The organism is Protofrankia sp. CiP1_Cm_nod3, assembly GCF_982290655.1.
The window spans coordinates 3,113-3,895 of record NZ_CEVIVD010000152.1 but is presented as its reverse complement, the minus strand read 5'-3'; the positions used below and the strand labels follow the sequence as shown (position 1 = coordinate 3,895).

At 72.0% G+C, this 783-nt stretch carries 1 protein-coding gene; it reads right to left on the bottom strand.

Going from position 1 to position 783, the window contains the following annotated elements; all coding sequences use genetic code 11:
• Window positions 1-36: 36 nt before the first annotated feature.
• Window positions 37-564, bottom strand: coding sequence for a 5-(carboxyamino)imidazole ribonucleotide mutase (gene purE, locus AC5LUJ_RS20575; RefSeq protein ID WP_250281941.1), 528 nt, complete (start codon window positions 562-564; stop codon window positions 37-39).
• Window positions 565-783 lie beyond the last annotated feature (219 nt).

Below are 783 nucleotides of genomic sequence, written 5' to 3'. Positions count from 1 at the left end.
ACTCGCCGAGCGGCGGCCCGGCCGGTTGGTGGACGGTCAGCGGTCGGGGGTCAGTGCCTCCTCGAGGCCCGCGGCGGCGGCCTTCTCGAAGTCGTCCTTGAACGCCGTGAGCAGGGCCTGCAGGCCGGGGTCGCTCAGGGCGAGGATCTGGGTGGCCAGCACGGCGGCGTTCGTGGAGTTGTTCAGCCCCACCGTGGCGACCGGCACCCCCGGCGGCATCTGCACGATGGCGAGCAGGGAGTCCATACCGTCCAGCGCCCCACCCGTGATCGGGACGCCGATCACGGGCAGTGTTGTCAGCGCGGCGACGGTTCCGGGCAGGGCCGCGGCGAGCCCGGCGCCGGCGATGACGACCTCGATACCACGGGTGGCCAGCTCGCCCACGTACTCCGCGAGGGTGCGGGGGGCGCGGTGGGCCGACACCGACACCTGCTCGTAGGGGACACCGAAGCGCTCCAGGGTCGCGCCGGCCTTGCTCATCGTCTGGGCATCCGAAGGGGAGCCGTAGACGATGGCAACCTTCGGTGACTGCACGTTCGGGCCGCTCCGAGGGATCTCGCTCATACCTGCTTGCTCACTCACCTTCTGGACGACTGGCTGATCGTAGGTGGACGACTGGCTGGCCGGACGCGGGAAGCCCGGGGCGGGCACCGCCCACCCGGCGGCCTACGGCGTCCCCGGGTGGGCGGACACGCCGGACACGCCGGACACGCCGGGCAGGGCGGATATCGGCGGCACAGGCGTCAGTACCTCTGCCCCCACGGCTCCCATGGTTCTCCTTGG